20 protein-coding genes are annotated in these 17,606 nt (G+C 35.2%); 10 read left to right on the top strand and 10 right to left on the bottom strand.

Going from position 1 to position 17,606, the window contains the following annotated elements:
• Window positions 1-3 precede the first annotated feature (3 nt).
• Complete coding sequence (locus tag C245_RS0103645) at window positions 4-1,182, top strand: Pycsar system effector family protein (protein WP_017495221.1); 1,179 nt, start codon at window positions 4-6, stop codon at window positions 1,180-1,182.
• 15 nt (window positions 1,183-1,197) lie between these two features.
• Here C245_RS0103645 and C245_RS0103650 read toward each other — a convergent pair whose 3' ends face one another.
• Window positions 1,198-3,567 (bottom strand): GAF domain-containing protein, encoded by a 2,370-nt coding sequence (locus C245_RS0103650; RefSeq protein ID WP_026109848.1) that lies wholly within the window; start codon window positions 3,565-3,567, stop codon window positions 1,198-1,200.
• Window positions 3,568-3,793: 226 nt separating this feature from the next.
• On the opposite strand from C245_RS0103650, the gene C245_RS0103655 reads away from it, so the two are divergent.
• A complete protein-coding gene (locus C245_RS0103655; protein ID WP_017495223.1) occupies window positions 3,794-4,546 on the top strand; it encodes an SDR family oxidoreductase in 753 nt (250 codons plus the stop codon).
• A 73-nt stretch (window positions 4,547-4,619) separates the two neighbouring features.
• The gene (locus C245_RS0103660; RefSeq protein WP_017495224.1) at window positions 4,620-5,201 is read left to right on the top strand and encodes a TetR/AcrR family transcriptional regulator; all 582 of its coding nucleotides are present in this window, start codon (window positions 4,620-4,622) and stop codon (window positions 5,199-5,201) included.
• Between the two features lie 85 nt (window positions 5,202-5,286).
• Here the strand turns inward: C245_RS0103660 and C245_RS0103665 are convergent, their stop codons facing one another.
• The 9 genes from C245_RS0103665 to C245_RS0103705 form a co-directional block, all read right to left on the bottom strand.
• Window positions 5,287-6,345 carry a nucleoid-associated protein gene (locus C245_RS0103665; protein ID WP_017495225.1) on the bottom strand — a complete coding sequence of 353 codons (1,059 nt, stop codon included), beginning with the start codon at window positions 6,343-6,345 and terminating at the stop codon, window positions 5,287-5,289.
• A 43-nt stretch (window positions 6,346-6,388) separates the two neighbouring features.
• Window positions 6,389-6,748: a four helix bundle protein gene (locus tag C245_RS0103670; protein ID WP_017495226.1), complete on the bottom strand. Its 360-nt coding sequence runs from the start codon at window positions 6,746-6,748 to the stop codon at window positions 6,389-6,391.
• A gap of 95 nt (window positions 6,749-6,843) precedes the next feature.
• Complete coding sequence (locus tag C245_RS0103675; protein WP_017495227.1) at window positions 6,844-7,383, bottom strand: hypothetical protein; 540 nt, start codon at window positions 7,381-7,383, stop codon at window positions 6,844-6,846.
• Window positions 7,384-7,552: 169 nt separating this feature from the next.
• A complete protein-coding gene (locus C245_RS0103680; protein ID WP_017495228.1) occupies window positions 7,553-8,152 on the bottom strand; it encodes an HPP family protein in 600 nt (199 codons plus the stop codon).
• Window positions 8,153-8,232: 80 nt separating this feature from the next.
• Complete coding sequence (locus C245_RS0103685) at window positions 8,233-9,513, bottom strand: chloride channel protein (protein ID WP_035746199.1); 1,281 nt, start codon at window positions 9,511-9,513, stop codon at window positions 8,233-8,235.
• Between the two features lie 137 nt (window positions 9,514-9,650).
• A complete protein-coding gene (locus tag C245_RS0103690) occupies window positions 9,651-10,040 on the bottom strand; it encodes a VOC family protein (protein WP_017495230.1) in 390 nt (129 codons plus the stop codon).
• 7 nt (window positions 10,041-10,047) lie between these two features.
• Window positions 10,048-10,614, bottom strand: a complete 567-nt coding sequence (locus tag C245_RS0103695; RefSeq protein WP_017495231.1) for a sugar O-acetyltransferase — start codon at window positions 10,612-10,614, stop codon at window positions 10,048-10,050.
• 9 nt (window positions 10,615-10,623) lie between these two features.
• Window positions 10,624-11,082 carry a YciI family protein gene (locus C245_RS0103700; RefSeq protein ID WP_017495232.1) on the bottom strand — a complete coding sequence of 153 codons (459 nt, stop codon included), beginning with the start codon at window positions 11,080-11,082 and terminating at the stop codon, window positions 10,624-10,626.
• 12 nt (window positions 11,083-11,094) lie between these two features.
• Window positions 11,095-11,553, bottom strand: a complete 459-nt coding sequence (locus C245_RS0103705) for a DinB family protein (RefSeq protein ID WP_017495233.1) — start codon at window positions 11,551-11,553, stop codon at window positions 11,095-11,097.
• Between the two features lie 137 nt (window positions 11,554-11,690).
• Between C245_RS0103705 and C245_RS0103710 the strand changes: the two genes are divergently transcribed.
• The 7 genes from C245_RS0103710 (at window position 11,691) to C245_RS0103745 (ending at window position 17,594) form a co-directional block, all read left to right on the top strand.
• A complete protein-coding gene (locus C245_RS0103710) occupies window positions 11,691-13,850 on the top strand; it encodes a TonB-dependent receptor (protein ID WP_017495234.1) in 2,160 nt (719 codons plus the stop codon).
• Between the two features lie 414 nt (window positions 13,851-14,264).
• Window positions 14,265-14,888, top strand: coding sequence for a hypothetical protein (locus tag C245_RS0103720; RefSeq protein ID WP_017495236.1), 624 nt, complete (start codon window positions 14,265-14,267; stop codon window positions 14,886-14,888).
• Window positions 14,889-14,909: 21 nt separating this feature from the next.
• Window positions 14,910-16,268 carry a 2TM domain-containing protein gene (locus tag C245_RS0103725; RefSeq protein WP_017495237.1) on the top strand — a complete coding sequence of 453 codons (1,359 nt, stop codon included), beginning with the start codon at window positions 14,910-14,912 and terminating at the stop codon, window positions 16,266-16,268.
• Between the two features lie 2 nt (window positions 16,269-16,270).
• On the top strand, window positions 16,271-16,585 hold the full coding sequence (locus C245_RS0103730) for a 2TM domain-containing protein (RefSeq protein ID WP_017495238.1): 315 nt from the start codon (window positions 16,271-16,273) through the stop codon (window positions 16,583-16,585).
• Entirely contained in the window at window positions 16,575-16,904 is a 330-nt protein-coding gene (locus C245_RS0103735; RefSeq protein ID WP_017495239.1) for a 2TM domain-containing protein, read from the top strand. Before C245_RS0103730 ends, C245_RS0103735 begins: the two co-directional genes overlap by 11 nt.
• 2 nt (window positions 16,905-16,906) lie before the next feature.
• Window positions 16,907-17,212 carry a 2TM domain-containing protein gene (locus tag C245_RS0103740; protein WP_198288037.1) on the top strand — a complete coding sequence of 102 codons (306 nt, stop codon included), beginning with the start codon at window positions 16,907-16,909 and terminating at the stop codon, window positions 17,210-17,212.
• Window positions 17,213-17,222: 10 nt separating this feature from the next.
• Complete coding sequence (locus tag C245_RS0103745) at window positions 17,223-17,594, top strand: 2TM domain-containing protein (RefSeq protein ID WP_017495241.1); 372 nt, start codon at window positions 17,223-17,225, stop codon at window positions 17,592-17,594.
• Window positions 17,595-17,606 lie beyond the last annotated feature (12 nt).

The raw sequence follows: 17,606 nt of genomic DNA on the forward strand, positions 1-17,606 counted from the left end.
TTTATGAATTTAATAGAACAATCCGAAGATTTTGTTAGTAATTTACTCAAAGATAAACTTTCTAATTTATATTCTTATCATAATTTTAACCATACTTTAACGGTCGTAAATGCTGTAAAAGAGCTTTGCAAAAAGGAAGATGTTACGGCTGAGCAGAAGGAAGTACTTTTAGTAGCGGCCTGGTTTCATGATACCGGATATATTAATGGTTATGAGAATCACGAACAGGAGAGCGTGAAAATTGTTACGACTTTTTTGAAGGAAAAAGGACTGTCGGATGAAGTCATAACACAGGTTTCCGGTTTGATTCTGGCCACCGTAAAAGAGTATATTCCTAAAACACATTTGGAGAAAATAATCAAGGATGCCGATTTTGCTCATCTTATGGGTACTGAGTATGCAACGACCTGCGAATTATTGCGAATAGAATTAAAGAATACCTGGAATTTAAACTTTTCAAATGCCGAATGGGCAAAAGAAAACCTGAATTTTCTAATGAATAAGCACCGTTTTTATACGGATTATGCGCTTAGAAAATGGCAGCCTTTAAAAGAGAGGAATTTGTTGATGGTTCAGAAAAAGATTGAAAAGCAGGAAAAAAAAGAAGCCGAAAAAATTGAAGAAGAGAATAGAAGGAGAGATAAAATAGAAAAACCGGATCGTGGTATCGACACATTGTTTCGTGTTACCTTAGGAAATCATACCCGTTTAAGCGGGATTGCCGATAGTAAAGCAAATATTTTATTGTCTGTAAATGCTATTATCATTTCGATTGCACTTTCTACGATTATCCCTAAATTAGACAGTCCGAAGAATGCGCATTTGGTTGTTCCCACTTTTATCATGCTGATTTCAAGTGTAGTGACCATTATTTTTGCTATTTTATCTACGCGACCAAAAGTAACAACCGGTGTTTTTACACGTGAGGATATCGAAGCCAAGAAAATTAATTTATTATTCTTTGGAAACTTCTACAAAATGCCTCTTGAAGAATATGACTGGGCGATGAACGAAATGATGAAAGACAAAGATTACCTGTATTCAACCATGATAAAAGATTTATATTATTTAGGATTGGTGTTACAGCGCAAATATAATTTACTGCGTATTGCTTACAATCTTTTTATGATCGGTATCATTGTTACCGTAATCTCTTTTGTAATTGCGTTTAAATCCATATAAAAGCTCAACTAAAAATTAGTTGAGCTCATCTAATAAGTCCTGATAGGTAATTTTTTTCGCTACGGGATTTGTATTGTTGTTGATTACTTTAACACGAATGGCTCTTAGACCCGAAACTCCCTGAAGGTCTTCGACTTCAAATTGTTCGATGGAAGGCTCGAGAATTTTTTTGTGCTGCAAGTATTTGATGTACTTCAAATATTCAGCTTCCTCACTGTTTTGAGAATACACAATTGTAATTTTCTCTTTCTCCGTAATACGTTCTTTTGTGCCTTTGATATTCGATTTGTCGATGCGTTTTTTCACCACTTCATATCTTGCATTGTAGGTTCCGTCAACATCAAAGCGTTTTTCATCCATTCTGAAACGGATCGAAAGCGGAGAAGTAAACACTAAAATTAAAGAAGTCACATCCAGTTCGTACGGGAGTGATTCTTTAAGCTGATGATGTTCAAGTTCCATTTCGCACAAGGTTTGTAACTGCCACAAACGCAAGTTGTGCAGATACATCATATCAAAGGGTTGATTTGGCGCAATAGAAGCTCCGATATAGAGGTTATGCTCAACACCATCTGTTTTAAATCGTTCGTAATAGTGTGGGTAAATCTGCTGTGCTTCAAGTTGTTTTTTGTCCAGAACCGAGGCTAATTTTTTGTTGATAATAGACATCGCATTATCAAACTTCTTTCGCTCCTGATAAAACAGTCCACTTTTTGAGTCAAGACTCTCAAAGTACTTCCGTTCCAGTTTTTCGCTTTTTTCGGTTTCTTTCGTATTTTTTAGAAGAGGATGAATTTCTTCTTCAATATAACGCTGAATATATTGCTCGGTATCTGCTTTTAAAGGAGCGTCAAGCTCATCGCGAAAAGATTCCAGTTCAAATTTACGCTGTTCCAAGAGGACCAGATTGTGGTTTGTATTCTGAGATTCGAAAATTTTCAGCAAAGCAGTCAATTGATTTTTAAGGTCGATCTTAACCGTTTCATTTCGATGTTCGGAAGAGCCTTTGATATCAATTTGCCCATAAAGTGGATATACATTCTTAAACACAATTTCTTTAAAAATATAATCCTTGGTATGATTGATATTTTGAAAATAGTTTTGCGATTCTTTTTTGAATTTCCAGTACACACTTGGGTGAATGGTGGTGTACTCGCGCTGAATAATGGCTTCAATCTGATGCTGCATATCCGTATTGTAACGATCAATTGTATCAGTTAAATAAGGCAGTACCAGTTCCAGTTTAGTAGCATTAATCGTATTGAGCGCTTTTATTTGGGAAGAAACTAATTCTACAACGCCCAGTAACTGCCCATCTTTTATGATAGGAGCAAAAACGCAGCTTTGGATTCCTTGTTTTAGCAGGTGCTCCCCCAGTTTTATATTATGTGATTCGGCAATAAATTTTTCGACATTAGAGATCACCAAAGGTTCTTTATCGTTTAGTAATTTCTCGAAGGTACATCCGAAAAAAGCATTCTTGCAATCAATTTCCTGATCTTTTGAAAGTAGAAAACTCTGCATCTGAGTGTCAAATTTAACAGGTCTGATAAATTTTTCTTCCTCCGGATTGTATACAATAAATCCCACCTTTAAATCTGGAATTTTAAAAATCGATTTAAAAATATTGAATACAATTTCATTTGTAGCAGCCGTTTTTGAATCAGGTTTCAATAAGTTGCTTTTCAGGTTTGAAATTGCACTTTCTGTAGTAGCGTCGAACAAAGAAACAATTCCAAAACCTTTTAAAATCCAGCTTCCAGCAGGGAATTTCGATTTCCAGAGTTCAAGATCGTGGTAGTTGTCCAGCAGTAAGTCAATATCATCCTGAGTTAAAGCTATTGATTTTTCTGTTGGAATAACTTCCATGAAATCGGCATTGTATAGAATACGATAGTGCTTTTCTATTCCATTTTCATCGGGAATATCATAGAAAAAAGGGTTGTTAAAATCGATACGCTGTTTGTAATAAGCACCTAAAATAATACAGCAGTTGTTGACATAGAACTGATGATCGTCAAAATCCCGAATTTCCATATCAAACTCTGATCCTGCGTTGCTTAAGATTTTTTTAAAGCGTTCTGTATAGTTGAAATATAAATTCTGAAAGGGGATAGTAACCGCTTTTATTTCGTTATTTGTCAAAGCAGTTGGGAAGATATCAGCCAAAAGATTCCTGATTAAAGCTTCATTGTCTTTAATAAGGGCATATTCCTTAATTCCCGTTCTAAGCTCAGGAATTGATTCTATTTGTTTTAAAATGGCTTTTGCGTAGTTAGCCCTGTAATCAACATCCGACAAAGCAATTTCTTCGAAAGATTCGATAAGCTTATGAAAGGAGATGATCGTTTCGAAAGGACTTTCGTTGTATAAATGAATATCCATCTGAATTGATTTAGACTGTAAATTTAAGCATAAATTAAGAATTTTTAGCATTTCATTATTTCTTTCCTTTATAATAGCATAGAGCAAAAGCTTGTCAATAACAGGGGTAAAACGCAATCTTTTTTGTTTAACAAAATATTAACGTAATTAATAACGGAACGATTGTTCCGTTATTATATCTTTGTATCAGAATAATCAAATAATCAGTAATTTAATAACAATTGAAATGAAAAAATTAGAGAATAAAGTAGCCATTGTAACAGGTGGAAATAGCGGAATAGGGTATGCAGCTGCAGCGGATTTGGCAGCAAATGGGGCAAAAGTAATTGTGACGGGAAGAAACAAAGAAGCCTTGGCAAAAGCAGAAGCTGAATTGAAAGTAACCGGAATTGCATCGGACCAATCCGATTTAAAATCAATTGACGGTTTAGTTGCCGAAGTGAAAGACCAATTTGGTAAAATTGATATCCTGTTTTTAAATGCCGGAATCGCTTCTTTTGCTCCCTTGGAATCTGCTTCCGAAGGTCATTACGATTCGATTATGGATGTGAACGTTAAGGGAGTTTATTTTACACTTCAAAAGTTGTTGCCTATTTTAAATGACGGAGGTTCTGTTATTTTTAATACCTCTATAAATGCCAATGTTGGTATGGAAAATTCAGGAGTTTATGCGGCAAGTAAAGCAGCTCTGTTATCTTTAAACCGAGTTTTTGCAACAGAACTGGCACCCAGAAATATCAGAATTAATGCAATTTCACCGGGACCTATTGAAACGCCTATTTTTGGAAAATTAGGATTAGAAAAAGCAGAAATCGAAGGATTTGGTGCAGCGTTAAGTGATAAAATTTTATTGAAACGTTTTGGTAAAGCTTCAGAGATTGCTAAGACAGTTACTTTTCTTGCGTCAGACGATGCTTCGTTTATTACAGGAACCGAAATTGTGGTAGATGGCGGGCTTACTGTAAACACGGTGGTTTAATTTTTTGCTCTAATTACGGAACAATCGTTCCGTAATTTTTCGTATCTTTGTAAGAGAATTTAATTATGAAGTTATGGCCAGAACAAAAGAATTTGATGAGGATAAGGCTCTGGATAAAGCGATAGAAATTTTTTGGTGTAAAGGATATAACGGTACTTCGGCGCAGGACCTGGTAACGCATTTGGGGTTAAGCCGTTCAAGTTTGTATGATACTTTTGGAGACAAACAGAAACTTTTTTCAAAAGCTTTAAGAAGGTATCTGGAACATGGGCAGGAAGCCACAAGAAACCTTTTAAACCAATCCAAAGATATAAAAGAAACCTTAACCGAGATTTTTAAACAGGCGGTTATTGAAAGTCTGGATGACCGAATGACAAAGGGATGTTTTGTTGTAAATGCTGCTGTTGAACTCGCGATGCATGACGAAGAGATTGCTAAAATTGTGAGCGATAACCGGCAAACGGTGGAGGAGATTTTTTTGACGGCAGTAAAAAAAGGACAGCAGGCTGGACAAATTTCAAAGCAATTAGAAGCAAGAATGCTGGCTCGTTTTATCTTTAATAATTATACCGGAATCAGGGTGTTAGCTCGCTCCGGAGAGAACGATAAAAAGGTTTACGATGATATTCTGAAAGCGATGTTTTCAGTACTGTAACTTTGGAGTGAAGCATAAAAAAACGGCAATTACTAGTGTAGTTGCCGTTTTTTGCTTTAAGTAAGTAATAGAAAATGAATGACCCTTAGCTTTTCTCTTCTTTATTGAAATACACTAAGTAGTAATACATTTGTTTTTCTTCATCCCAGCCTTTTTCAACAAATTTTTCAGCACTTTCAGGGTTAATAAAATCCATTTTGATCTGAATGTGTGTGTCCAGATTGATCACATTTTTGATCGATTTTCTGGCGTCTGAAACTGCTGCGTTAGCAATAGGGAATGAGGTTACATCTTCGATGCTGTATTTTTCTCCCTTATCCACTTTATAGTTTTTGAATTCAGGAATTAATTCAGGATTGTCTAATACTTCGTTTAAGAAATTTTGTTCTTCAAACTGATCGTTTTTTGCAAAATAATTCACAGATCGGTTCATGAACATTACTTCTTCTTTTTTGTCTTCTGCTGGTAAAACTACATCTTTGGCGAAGTTCTGGCAGAATTTTAAGTATTTTTTAGTGATGAAGTTTTCATCCTCAAAAGCATCAACAGATAAAAAGTGCTCTAACCAGTAGCGCGCGTCATAACGGTTACTGTCAACGGTTAGGATTTTGTATCCTTCTTCTTTTTTATAGTTAAAAATCAAACATCCTTTATCTAATTTGCTTAAGTTGATTCCTTGTTGCAGGATCATTTCAAGATTACTTTCTTTCTCTTCAAATTGTAAAAAATCAGCTTGTAACTCACTTTTAAAGATTCCAATAGCATCTACAACATTATTGTCGATACTTAGATTGGTCAGGTACGTGATATAAACCTCTCCGTTTTTAATGTGCGGGTGATTGGATTGTTCGAATAAATGCGTGGTGATTTTTTTTGAAACCTCGTGTAAATTTCCAGGGTTGCTAAAAATTTCTGTCGCATATTTAAACATGTCGTTGTAGTCTAAATCAACTTCGTGCGCAAACTGATAATAGTTTTCCTCTTTCTCTCTGAAAGGCTTAAAAAAGTACTCTTTGATCAAAGGAACAATTTCATCATTTAAATTAAATGGTTGTTCCGATAAAAAAATCGCTTCGTTTCTGCTTTTGTTCCCTACGCGGTGTATCGCAAGCGTATCGATGTGGGTGTTGAATAAGTTGATCATATTTTTTAGGTGCTGAGGTTCTCAGATGCTAAGTTACTAAGGTTTAGTTTCTTTGTTTTATTTTTTTTATAAAAGAAACTAACATTCTTTCTACTTCGCGACTGTCCTCGTATAGATTGTTAAAATCGTCTTCTTTTAAATAAGATATGTTTTTTGCAATTTCAAGTTGGGTTTGCATTTCAAACAATGACCCAATGGAAATACCCAAAAAACGTAAAAGATCTTTGTCGCTTTCTCTTCCAAATCCTTCGGCAATATTGCTGGGGATAGAGATGGAGCAGCGCCTAATTTGTGAAGTCAATCCGAAGATTTCTTCTTTTGGAAAATGTTTTGTTGAAAAATAAATTTTGGTAGTGAGAGCCATTGACTTTTGCCAGATAAGCAGATTTCTAAAATTACTCATGAAAATATTTTTAATTTGAAAAATTAAAAATAAGAAAAAACTTTCAAAAATAAAAATATTAGAACCTTAGTGCCTCAGAACCTAAGTAACTTACACTAATTCCAATTCTCCTCAAATCCATAATCTTCAAAGCTGTCATCGCCTTCGAACATGTCAAGATCATCCTCATCAAGATCGTCTTCAAATTCTCCGTAGATATCGTCGTGCATGTCGGCTTCAAAGTTCTTTTCTGTAGCTTCGTCCGGCATTTCTCCGTGTGAGAATAGCGTTTCTGGGTATGGAGCTCCTGCGATTTGATCTTCAATAGCAGCTAATTCAACTAAGAATGTCCACATATTGATGAAATCATATACATAGATAATTTTGGTATTTTGTTCGTCTAAAATAGAAGATAACGGATAATCGCCCATCGTTCTTTGCTCACCAGGAACGTCACCAGTATCAAAAAGCGGAATCTCGTCTTCCTGATTCCAGGTTTCATCACAGGTATAAAACGAAGCCACTTCCATTCCGTCAAAACCAAAAGCGTTGAAGATAGCATTGTGTAAATCCTCAAGAGTATCGTCTTCAAGAATAGCAATGTCTCTAAAAATATCTTCTTCGGCGTCTAGAATTACTCTAAATTTATAAACCATAATCGTTGTTTTTATTGAAAGGGCAAAGGTAAAGTATAATTAACGATTTACGAATTTTGATTTACGAATTGTTGAAAAGATTTTTTATTCGTCGGAGGTAGCACAGTATGAGTCTTTTGTAATAAATAAGCTCTGACTCCGGCTCAGATGACTGTCGTGAGAAAAGCAATTACTTTCCGATTAATCTTTTCCTGATCTTGTGATAATGTTTGTGGTAGGTACTGTGGCTCGGATAGCTTCTGCTCGAAGTCATATTATTGAAAATTAATGCCGTTATGAATAAAATAAGGACACCGTCTAAAACGGGAGAAAATACATACATATAACCCAGGTCTTTTATCTGAGCAGAACCTGTAACCGCAATAAGTGCAGTGGCTCCTCCGGGAGGATGAAGCGTTTTGGTAATTTGCATAAATATAATCGATAAGGAAACAGCCAAAGGTGCAGACAGCCAAACAATGTCCGGAATTAGTTGGTTTACGGTTACTCCGATAATTGCTGAGATTACATGCCCTCCAATTAAATTTCGGGGTTGGGAGAACGGACTTTGAATGATTCCGTAAACCAATACACTCGAGGCTCCAAAAGAACCAATTAAGAAAACAATATCGGTGCCGGAAAAGCGAATAGATTCCAGATAAGAAAGGATTCCAATACCAATAAAAGATCCAATAAATGACCAAAAATGTTCTTTATAATCGATTAAAGTCTCTTTGTAAAGTATATAACGGGTTTTACGATAGCCTCTTTTTATTTTTGGAGTTGGCATATTTGCTAAATATTTGATGTGGTATTTTTTAAATTCAGGACTAAAACCTGAACTGATGTGTTATATCAGTGTTTGAAAATTTATTTTAGTAAACCTGGCGAATAAGTATAAACGGTATAAGGATAAATCATTTTTGCGGTATATTTTGATATCAAACAAACGACCAAGATTGGGATAAACAATGTGTAATCGTTAGTTAATCCGCAAACTAAGAATATTGCTGTAAAAGGAGCATGAATGCTGGCGCTTAAAACAGCCGCCATTCCGATAATCATAAAATTTACAGGAATTACATGTACGTGAAAAAAGGTATTCAATACAGATGCCAATAGTAATCCTAAAAAAGCTCCAATAAACAAGCTTGGTGCAAATACTCCACCATCGCCTCCGGAAGCCAGTGTGATAGAGGTTACAATTGGTTTAAGAATCAATACACCAATCAATGTTAGCGATAAAGTTATGGTTAATGGAATTTCAGATGTAGTGCTGAATATCCCTTTTATAGCGTGATATCCTTCTCCATACAATTGAGGGAAAATAAAAAGAGAAATGCTTAAAACCACTGAACCAATTAAGATTTTATAATAATGTGTATCGATTTTTCCGAATTGAGATTTAAAAAACAGCACGCAACGTGTGAGATAAACTGAATTTAGTCCAGCTAAAATTCCTAAAAGTATAAAGTAGGGAATCGCTTTTAAATGCCAAGTTGTAATGGAGACTGTGAATAAAGGTTCTTCTTTTAAAATAGAGAGCAAACCAAAAGCAATGGAAACGGCAATAATATTGGAAATAATAAAAGCACGGGTTACTTTTCTGGAGATTACTTCTAAAGCAAATAAAATTCCCGCAATCGGACTGCTGAATAAAGCGGTTACTCCCGCTGCAACTCCTGCACATATTAGTTCGGTCTTGTATTGGCGAAACACATTTTCTTTTTGCTGTGCAACAGAGCCAATGGTGGCGGTGGCCACTACGGTTGAAACCTCAATTCCGGTAGAGCCTCCAAAGATTACCGTCAGTAATCCGTTGATAAAATGGGACGGAATTTTATAAGAAGGCAAGTTTTTGGAAGAGGATTTGGTGCTTTCGAAAACCTCTTTAATGCCCTTGTTTTCTTTTTTCTTAAAGAGATATTGTCTAAGAAAGTAAATAACAGACAATCCAAAAACGGGGAAGATGATATAAAAAACAGGATTTACGGAGACTTCATGAAAGAAAATTTCTTCGTAATACTCGGTAATTTTTTTAAGGGAGATTCCTAAAAAGGCAGAAAGAAAGCCTATTAATATGGAAACAATAACTAATTTTTTGAGGACAATAAATTGATGATTTTTTTTGATTTTCGCCGTTTTGTTCATCAGAGATTGATTTTGAAATCGCATTTTTTTATGCGGATTACAAAATTAGCTAATCAAATTCGGTTTTTAATACAAATCGCTCCATATATTGTGTTAAAATTATCAGTTAAAGAAAATATCTTCTGTTCGTTTTGATCTTATCTTTCATAAAATTCAATGGGTAATTCGTCAGGATCGGCAATAAAAGTGAATCGCTTATCGGTAAATTCATCGATTCGGATAGGCTCTGATTCGATGTTTTTAGTGTTTAAAAAAGCGATGGTTTCCTCTAAGTTAATGACTTCAAAAGCCAAATGACGCAAGCCGACAGCTTCGGGTCTTGAAGGTCTTTTTGGCGGATTGGGAAACGAAAACAATTCGACAATATAAATACCATTCAGAGCCAAATCTAGTTTGTAGGATTGACGTTCTTCACGATAGATTTCTCTAATGATGGTAAGTCCCAGAACTTCCGTATAGAAAGTTTTAGACTTTTGATAATCCGAGCATAAAATGGCAATATGGTGAACTTTATTTAAGGTAAGCATTGATTTTTTATTGGGGTTCCTGATTTAATTTTCGAATAATTTTTGCCGGATTTCCAACGGCCAGCGAGTTGTCCGGAATGTCTTTGGTCACTACTGATCCCGCACCAATCACACAGCCTTTTCCGATGGTGATCCCCGGACAAATTACCGTATTTCCGCCAATCCAGCAATCATCTCCGATAGAAATGGGTAAGGCATTTTCGAGTGTTTTTCTGAGTTCAGCGTCAAGCGGATGGGTGGCGGTATAAATTTGAACGTTTGGTGCAAAGAACACATTTGATCCAATATTTACCGGAGCACAGTCCAAAACAACACAGTTTACATTAAAATAAACGTTATCGCCACATGAAATATTGTAACCATAGTCACAATGAAAAGGAGGTTCTATATAAAAACTCTTGCCTGCATTCGGAATTAATTCTGCTAAAATTTCCTTTGCTTTTTTGGTCATTCGGTATTCAGTAACATTTAAGCGGTGCAGTAAGTTTTTGGCTTTTCGGCGTTCTTTTACTAAAATAGGGTCACCTGCCAGATAATATTCTCCGGCAATCATTTTTTCCTTCTCAGTTTTCATAAAGTGTTTTTATATTTTTTTCTTGGCAATTTTATCGTGTATTTTTAAAGTTTCCTGCAAAGCAGCACTGGAATACCAAGGGGTTAATTCGGCTTCAAGCAAATTGGCTTTTATGGCAGGATCTGTTGCTACCAATGCTTTTGCTTCCTCTATAGTTTCAACATTAAAAATATAGATGCCTCGATAATTTCGGTCGTTTTTCATAAAAGGACCGGCAACAACCAGTTTTCCTTCTTTGGCTAATTTTCCAATATTTGCCATATGACCTTCAAACAGTTTCTTGCTTTCTTCTTTGGATGCGGTGGTGTTGCTTCCTGATTTTAAAAGACAGAAGACATATTTTTTCATTCCATACTCATCCGCATTCAGAGATTTAGCCAGTTTTTCATCAAATTTAGTTTCTGATTCCTGAGCGAATCCAATAGCGATTACAAACAATAAAGCGAAAATTGAAAACAATTTTTTCATAGCATACTTATTTTAAAGAAGTTTTTTCAAGATAACAATTTGTCCTAAATGATACACATCATGCTGAATAATTCCGTGAAGATGTTCATAATAAGTATGACCATTATGGACATAAATTTTAGCCAAATCGGCATCATCAAAATCCTGAAAGAAAGTACTCCAGGCTTCCTGTGATTTTGCCAGACTTTGAAGCGATTGCTCCCAAGCTGCTTCTGATGGGTCTAAAACAGGCACAAAATAGTTGTGATCCGGTGTTATTACAGTCTCTCCCTGCATACGGTTTAGAATGTTTCTCCTCCATTGGATCAAATGGTTGGTAATTTCCCAAATGGTATTTAAGTTAGGATTTATTTTCCGGTAGGCCTGTGCGGCAGTTACGTTTTCTAAAGTTTTGGTTAAGTTAACTTCCAGCCATGGATCTCCATTATAAATGGATTGATACAGATTTGAAATTCTTTTGCTTTCTGACATAAGTGAAGATTTTAGAATTCATAGCTAAGATACAAATTAGATATTTACAACTCATCCTTAAAATTCTACAATTGGGTTATTTAATATTTTTTAACAGGAAATGTTAAAATACATTTGCTCTATCAAAAACCAAAATCATGAAAACCAAAATTACTTTTATTTTATTATTCTTTACCATTTTTACTTTTGCCCAGAATACGATTTCAGGAAAAGTTGTTGATCAAAAAGGAAAGCCGGTTCAGGGCGCTAATATTTACATTGACGGAACTTATGACGGAGCCACAAGTGCTGAAAACGGTAGTTTTTCATTCGAAACCAGCGAAAAAGGAAATAAATTTTTGGTAGTGAGTTTTTTGCTTTTCGAAACATTCAAACAGGAAATAGATGTTGCCAATTATAAAGATCAAACGGTAAAACTCAGAGAGAATGTAAATGCACTTGATGCTGTTGTTATCACCGCCGGGACTTTAGAATCAGGGGATAAAGCAAGAGTTTCAGTTTTAAAACCTCTGGATATTGTGACTACCGCCGGATCTGCGGGAAACATTATTGCAGCTTTACAAACTTTACCGGGAACACAAAGTGTTGGCGAAGACGGACGTTTATTTGTTCGTGGAGGTGAGGCAAGCGAAACACAAACTTTTGTAGACGGACTTCGTGTAGCACAGCCTTATGGCGCAACGACTAATAATTTGCCAACCCGAAGCCGATTCTCTCCATTTTTGTTTAGCGGAATTGCATTTTCAACCGGAGGATATTCCGCAGAATATGGTGAAGCTTTATCAAGTGTTTTGTTGCTAAACACTCAGGATGAACCGGATCAGAATAAAACGGATATTGCTTTAATGACTGTAGGTTTAGGAGTAGGGAATACTCAAAAATGGAAAAAAAGCTCGTTCAGTATCAATACCAATTATATTAATCTGGCACCTTATCAGGCTGTAATTCCGCAAAACGTAGATTGGAATAATCCGTATCAGTCTTTGGGTGGTGAGGCAGTATATCGTTATAATTTTGAAAGAGGAATTTTTAAATTCTACGCTGCTTTTGATGCAGAGAAATTCGATTTGAATCAGAAAAATGTCAACTTTGCGAATCCTATCCGAACGGATCTGGACAATAATAACTTTTATCTGAATGCATCATATAAGGGAGATTTTGGAACAGGCTGGCAACTCACATCAGGAGTTAGTTACGGGTACAGCAAAAACAAAATTAAGTTTGATATTAATGATGTGGACAATAATGAAAATGCAGCTCAGCTAAAATTAAAATTGAGAAAAAACATCTCGAATTATTTCAAGTTGTCATTTGGAGCCGATTATTTCATCACAAAGTTTAATGAAAATTATACAGATAATAATACTATAAAAACAGCAAATGGCTACGATTCTAATATTGCTGCTTTTTATACGGAAGGAGATATTCTATTCTCGAAAAAACTGGCTGCAAAAGTAGGTTTCAGACTTTCGAATAACAGTTTGCTAAACGAAACAAACATTGCGCCAAGAGCTTCTCTTGCGTATAAAATTTCAAAAACCAGTCAGTTTTCGTTTGCTTACGGAGATTTTACACAGACACCGGTAGTCGATTATATTAAATACTCCAAATACCATCAGTTTGAAAGTGAGAAAGCGAGACATTATATCTTAAATTATCAGTTCACCAAACCGGGACAAACTTTTAGAGCAGAGGCTTACTATAAAGACTATAGCAATTTAGTACAATACAATACGCGAGATATTCAGTACAATTCGGTTTTCAACAACAACGGTTCGGGCTATGCAAAAGGATTGGATTTGTTTTGGAGAGACAGCAATCTGCATAAAAATCTGGAATACTGGATTTCTTATTCCTATATCGATTCAGAGAGACAGTACAAGAATTTTCCAGCGATGGTAACTCCTAGTTTTGTGGCTCATCATACCCTGTCTGTCGTAACCAAATATTTTATTACCGATTGGAAATCTCAGATTGGTTTTACGAACAGTTTCAGTTCCGGACGTCCGTACAACGATCCAAATCAGACGCAGTTCATGAATGGAAGAACAAAAGCGTATAATAGTTTGAGCTTCAACTGGGCTTATTTATTAACCACTCAAAAAATTCTGTATTTCTCTGTTTCAAATGTATTGGGAACTCAAAATGTTTTTGGATATGATTACGCAAGAAATCCCGATACCAACGGAGTTTACAATAGACAAGCCATTATACCAACCGCCGATCGCTTTTTCTTCGTTGGTTTCTTCTGGACCATCAGTCAGAATAAAAACGAGAATCAGTTGAAAAATTTGTAAGCGACATAGTTACAAAGGTTCAGAGGTTCAAAGGTTCAGAGGTTCAAAGGTTCAGAGGCCTAAGGGTTTTGAAAATTGAAGGACATAATTAGGTTAGTGTAAGAAATGCTTTATCCAGTTTTGGAATCTTTGCACCTTTGTCGCTTTGCACCTTTGCAACTCAGAAAAAAAACAATTCAGTCATCAAAATCAACAACTCGGTATCATTTAATTTTAAAAGAATAAAATCCGATATACTTTTGAAGTATAAATTAACAAGGAACAAATAGACAAAGGTTAACGGATAAGAAAATAAAAACTTTGCCACTTTGGAACTCTGAACCTTTGAACCTAAAAAAAAGAGAGTTTTAATCATCAATAAAAACTTAGAATATCAAAATTTAAAATATTTAACAACTTTAAAAACAAGAAATCATGACCAAGATTATTACCATTATTACTTTATTTATCTGCAGTTTAATATCTGCACAAACACAATTTGAACAAGGAATGGGAAAAGCTTTCGGACTTTGGAAAGAAGGAAAAAATACTGAAGCTTCGGCTATGTTTGAAAGAATTGCTGCAGCAGAAAAAAACAGTTACTTGCCAAATTACTATGTAGCCTTAATCAACACTACAGCTGCATTTTCTGAAAAAGATAAAACAAAAATTGATTTGCTGCTTACGAAAGCGCAAGATGCACTGGATACAGAATTTGTTAAAGATCAAAATAATGCCGAATTATATGCGATGCAGGCTTTAATCTATACAGCCTGGGTAGTAGCTGATCCAATGACAAACGGAATGAAATATTCGGCTAAAGTAATGGAAGCTTATGCAAAAGGAAAAGCGATAGACCCGAATAATCCGAGAATTGTTTTTGGTGAAGCGGATTACCAGATTGGAGGAGCAAAATGGTCCGGGGTTGATACCAAACCGTTATGTGCACAGGTGGATAAAGCTGTCGAACTTTTTGCTACTTTTAAACCAGCGACACCTTTTTCTCCAAAATGGGGATTAGAAAGAGCTTTGGAAACGCAAAAGAATTGTAAAAAATAAATTTAATACCAACAGAATAGAATGAAAGATCATAGAAACTCGTTTGCTGAATTAAAAAGTGGAACCCTTATGTGTTTCAAGATTTCTATGGTCTTTACCATTTTATTCTGCGCTTTTCTTGGTCACGATTTAAATATTGAAAATGTATTGCTAACCTTCGGGATAAGCTGCCTTTACTCTTTTGGATTGGGCTTTGGTAACGGATTTATTAACGTTCTTTTGGACAAAAAGTGGGATTGGCTGGAACAAACAAACTTAAGGGTGTATTATGGAATTTTGATTACCATATTGTATACCGTTCCGGTTGTTTTGGGAATCAATTATGTTGTTTGCGTATTTGTTCAGCATCTTCCACCGGATCAGTTTTTTAGTGAAAGGATGATTTGGGCTCACCTATTTTATGTGATTCTGTCTCTCGGAGTGTCAACTTTCATGCAGGCCCGAAGCTTTATGGTGAAGTGGAAGCAGGCATCTAAATTTGAGGTAACACAGCAAAAAATTATTGCAGGAACGGCAAATGCAAAATTCGAAAGTTTAAAAAATCAAATAGACCCACATTTTCTTTTTAACAGTTTAAACGTTCTTAGTTCTTTAATTGAAGAAAATCCGGATAATGCACAACGATTTACGACCTCTTTGTCTAAAATCTATCGCTACGTTTTAGAGCAAAAAGACAAGGAGCTGGTTTCTGTTGAAGATGAACTGTCGTTTGCTAAAACCTATATGAATTTGCTTAAAATGCGATTCGAGAATAGTTTGTTTTATGAATTACCAACGACAAATATTAATCCCGATGCAAAAGTAGTTCCGCTATCCTTGCAGCTTTTACTGGAGAATACGGTAAAACACAATATCGTTAGCGAGCAAAAACCGTTGCATATCAGGATTTTTGTAGAGGGAGATTATCTGGCGATACAAAATGATTTTCAGAAGAAAGAAGTTTTACAGGACAGACAGGGAGTTGGGCTGCAGAACATTGTTAACCGATATTCAATTGTAACCAACAGAAAGGTTCTGATTGAACAAAACGAAGAAAATTTCACCGTTAAAATTCCAATTTTAACCAAACAAATTACAGTTATGGAAACAAGTGCAGAATATAGCGACGAAAATAAAGCTTATTTCAGAGCTAAGAAAAGAGTAGAGGAACTAAAAGGTTTTTACGGTAACGTAATTTCATATTGTTGTGTGGTACCATTTTTAATTTTTATAAATTTGAGGTACTCTCCTGGATTTCAGTGGTTTTGGTTCTCGGCTTTAGGCTGGGGATTTGGAGTTGTCATGCATGCTTTTAAAGTATTTGGGTACAGCTCAGATTGGGAAGAACGAAAAATAAGAGAGATTCTGGAACGTGAAAACAAACAAAAAAACTGGAAGTAGCCATGGAAAAGGATTTTATAGAAGCTGAACGTTTTTATCAGGCCAAGAAAAAAGTAAAAGAAATTAGAGAGTTTTACGAGCACCTGGCGGTTTTTATACTGGTAAACATTATTGTGATAACCGTAAATCTTATAACCTCGCCTGAATATTTATGGTTTGTCTGGTGCGTTTTAGGTTGGGGTGTAGGAGTAGTCATTCATGGACTGACAGTGTTTGATATCCCGCCTTTTTTCAGTAAAGATTGGGAAGAGAAGAAAATCAAAGAAATTTTGGAAAAAGAAAAATTAAGAAAACCTGAGAATAATTATGGAAACTAATTTTAATAAGGAACAGGAAGATTTCGAACTTCAAAAGATGGCAAGTAAAAAGGTGGTGAAGTTAAAGGCTTTTTACACCCATGTGATTTTCTACAGTGTGGGTCTTATACTTTATATTTTAAAAGATTATTTTGGACTTCCACTTAATATTTTTCCTGTACAATATCTGAACGGATTTGTTATGTGTATCTGGACCACTGCTTTTGTAGTATCGGCGATAGATATATTCGCTTCTTTTAAAATTTTTGGAGAAGAGTGGGAAGAGCGTAAAATGAAGAGCATCTTAGAGAAAAAGGAAAAAAAACAAAAATGGGAGTAGTCATGGAAGTAAATTTGAATGAAGAGGATAAATATTACCTCGCAAAAAAGAGAGTGGAGGAAATCAAAGGTTTCTATGGCAATTTAACAGCATACGTTATTGTAAATCTTGTTCTGATTTTTATCAATCTTTATACATCACCAAGGCATTTATGGTTTTACTGGCCCTTAATGTGGTGGGGAGTTGGAGTGGTTTTTCACGGTTTGAAAGTCTTTAATGTATTTCCGGTTCTTGGAAAAGACTGGGAAGAAAAAAAGATCAAAGAACTGATGGAAAAAGAGAGAGAGAATAAAAATAAATGGCAATAATTAAAGTAAAATGAGACGATATAGAAGAGACAGGTACGAAGTTTACAGAGATGAAATTAGTACAGACGAAAGCTATAATTTAGCCTACAGAAAAGTGAAAAAAATCAAAGGCTTTTACACACACTTAAAAGTGTATCTGATTGTGAATGCCATCATTATAGTTTCTAATTTAAACAGAGATTATTTCAGCCATAGTGTTTATGAAAATGGATTGTTAGACTGGCGTACTTATTCGACAGCCATATGCTGGGGAGTAGCTTTAGTCATTCATGCTTTCACCGTATTTGGTCCTGATATTTTTTTTAGCAATGAATGGGAACAAAAAAAGATCCAAAAATATATGGAGAGAGAGGCACAGAACAATAACACAAAATGGCAATAATTTTTAAATCAA

Origin of the sequence: Flavobacterium sp. WG21, from assembly GCF_000335775.1 — a bacterium.
GTDB lineage: Bacteria > Bacteroidota > Bacteroidia > Flavobacteriales > Flavobacteriaceae > Flavobacterium > Flavobacterium tructae.

Bases quoted from the DNA above. Each gene is read 5' to 3' on its own strand.
- C245_RS0103690 (WP_017495230.1), bottom strand. From the start codon at position 10,040: ATGCTTACCTTAAATAAAGTTCACCATATTGCCATTTTATGCTCGGAT.
- C245_RS0103680 (WP_017495228.1), bottom strand. From the start codon at position 8,152: ATGCCAACTCCAAAAATAAAAAGAGGCTATCGTAAAACCCGTTATATA.
- C245_RS0103710 (WP_017495234.1), top strand. From the start codon at position 11,691: ATGAAAACCAAAATTACTTTTATTTTATTATTCTTTACCATTTTTACT.
- C245_RS0103695 (WP_017495231.1), bottom strand. From the start codon at position 10,614: ATGAAAACTGAGAAGGAAAAAATGATTGCCGGAGAATATTATCTGGCA.
- C245_RS0103655 (WP_017495223.1), top strand. From the start codon at position 3,794: ATGAAAAAATTAGAGAATAAAGTAGCCATTGTAACAGGTGGAAATAGC.
- C245_RS0103730 (WP_017495238.1), top strand. From the start codon at position 16,271: ATGGAAAAGGATTTTATAGAAGCTGAACGTTTTTATCAGGCCAAGAAA.
- C245_RS0103685 (WP_035746199.1), bottom strand. From the start codon at position 9,513: ATGAACAAAACGGCGAAAATCAAAAAAAATCATCAATTTATTGTCCTC.
- C245_RS0103700 (WP_017495232.1), bottom strand. From the start codon at position 11,082: ATGAAAAAATTGTTTTCAATTTTCGCTTTATTGTTTGTAATCGCTATT.
- C245_RS0103735 (WP_017495239.1), top strand. From the start codon at position 16,575: ATGGAAACTAATTTTAATAAGGAACAGGAAGATTTCGAACTTCAAAAG.
- C245_RS0103670 (WP_017495226.1), bottom strand. From the start codon at position 6,748: ATGAGTAATTTTAGAAATCTGCTTATCTGGCAAAAGTCAATGGCTCTC.
- C245_RS0103720 (WP_017495236.1), top strand. From the start codon at position 14,265: ATGACCAAGATTATTACCATTATTACTTTATTTATCTGCAGTTTAATA.
- C245_RS0103740 (WP_198288037.1), top strand. From the start codon at position 16,907: ATGGAAGTAAATTTGAATGAAGAGGATAAATATTACCTCGCAAAAAAG.
- C245_RS0103675 (WP_017495227.1), bottom strand. From the start codon at position 7,383: ATGGTTTATAAATTTAGAGTAATTCTAGACGCCGAAGAAGATATTTTT.
- C245_RS0103650 (WP_026109848.1), bottom strand. From the start codon at position 3,567: ATGGATATTCATTTATACAACGAAAGTCCTTTCGAAACGATCATCTCC.
- C245_RS0103645 (WP_017495221.1), top strand. From the start codon at position 4: ATGAATTTAATAGAACAATCCGAAGATTTTGTTAGTAATTTACTCAAA.
- C245_RS0103745 (WP_017495241.1), top strand. From the start codon at position 17,223: ATGAGACGATATAGAAGAGACAGGTACGAAGTTTACAGAGATGAAATT.
- C245_RS0103725 (WP_017495237.1), top strand. From the start codon at position 14,910: ATGAAAGATCATAGAAACTCGTTTGCTGAATTAAAAAGTGGAACCCTT.
- C245_RS0103665 (WP_017495225.1), bottom strand. From the start codon at position 6,345: ATGATCAACTTATTCAACACCCACATCGATACGCTTGCGATACACCGC.
- C245_RS0103705 (WP_017495233.1), bottom strand. From the start codon at position 11,553: ATGTCAGAAAGCAAAAGAATTTCAAATCTGTATCAATCCATTTATAAT.
- C245_RS0103660 (WP_017495224.1), top strand. From the start codon at position 4,620: ATGGCCAGAACAAAAGAATTTGATGAGGATAAGGCTCTGGATAAAGCG.